Origin of the sequence: Clostridium sp. ZS2-4, assembly GCF_026719745.1 — a bacterium.
GTDB lineage: Bacteria > Bacillota > Clostridia > Clostridiales > Clostridiaceae > Clostridium_H.
In genome coordinates this window covers 1-936 of record NZ_JAPPRQ010000072.1, presented here as the reverse complement: position 1 = coordinate 936, position 936 = coordinate 1, and the positions used below count along the sequence as shown (strand labels likewise).

Annotated in this window: 1 protein-coding gene; it reads left to right on the top strand. The window is 38.8% G+C overall.

From position 1 onward, the window contains the following. Positions 1 to 31 precede the first annotated feature (31 nt). The coding region (locus OIO11_RS11645; protein WP_268071639.1) for a hypothetical protein at positions 32 to 936 on the top strand (905 nt) is incomplete at its 3' end.

Genomic DNA, 936 nt, shown 5'->3' with positions numbered 1-936 from the left:
CCCAACAACAAATATAGAAAGGAGCTTTAACATGAATGATATAATTTTAGATGATTTAAAATTAAATTTCAAGCAAATAGAGAAAGAAGTTTTTGGTATTGTCTGCGAAGCAGGTTTGGCAATGATTGAAATAGAAATGACCCCAGGTGCATTGAACATAAAAGGTGGAAGTAAAGAACCCCTCAGCATAAGCTTTGATGATAAGGTAGGAGTAACAATAAAAAGCCCTAAAAAGTTAAGATTAAATGCAGATGAAGAAATAATAATGAAAACACCACAAAGTGTAAAAGTAAAAGGAGAAAGTCAAATACTTGCAGCCAAAACAAAAACACAAAGTGGGTTTTCAATGGAAACAGACATGCACTTTTTATCCAATAATGTAATAAAAGAAGGAACTAATAGGGAAACATATCCACCTTTTAATGATGAACCAATAGCAGGTAGAAAACCAGTACCACCGGAACTGCCTAAGGAAGAAAAGAAAGGGTTTAGTTGGGGAAAGCTAGCTAAAGGAGTCTTAGCAGGACTTGCAGTGGTAGCAGCAGTAACAGTAGCAGCAGTAGCAATAGCGGTAACAGCTGGAGCAGCTGCAGCAGTAGTAGGAGCAATCGCAGCAGGGGCAGCAGTAGCAGGAACAGCGGCAGTATTAAGTCAAGCAATATCAGATAAACAACGAGGAGAGGTAAGTGATATTTCCTCTTATATGGCTGCTGGAGGACGAGAATCCTTTGTAGGAGCAGTCTCCGGAGCAATATTTGGACCTTTTGGAGTAGGTGAAGCCTTAGGTGGAAAGATGTTGTTAGGAGGAATAACCAACGGAGCCGAAAGTATATTAAGACAAATATTAGAAGGCAAAGGAATAAACTTTAAAACTGTACTAACTGATTTTGGAATAGGAGCAGGAACAGCAGCAGCATTCCATGGAGCAGAAAAATT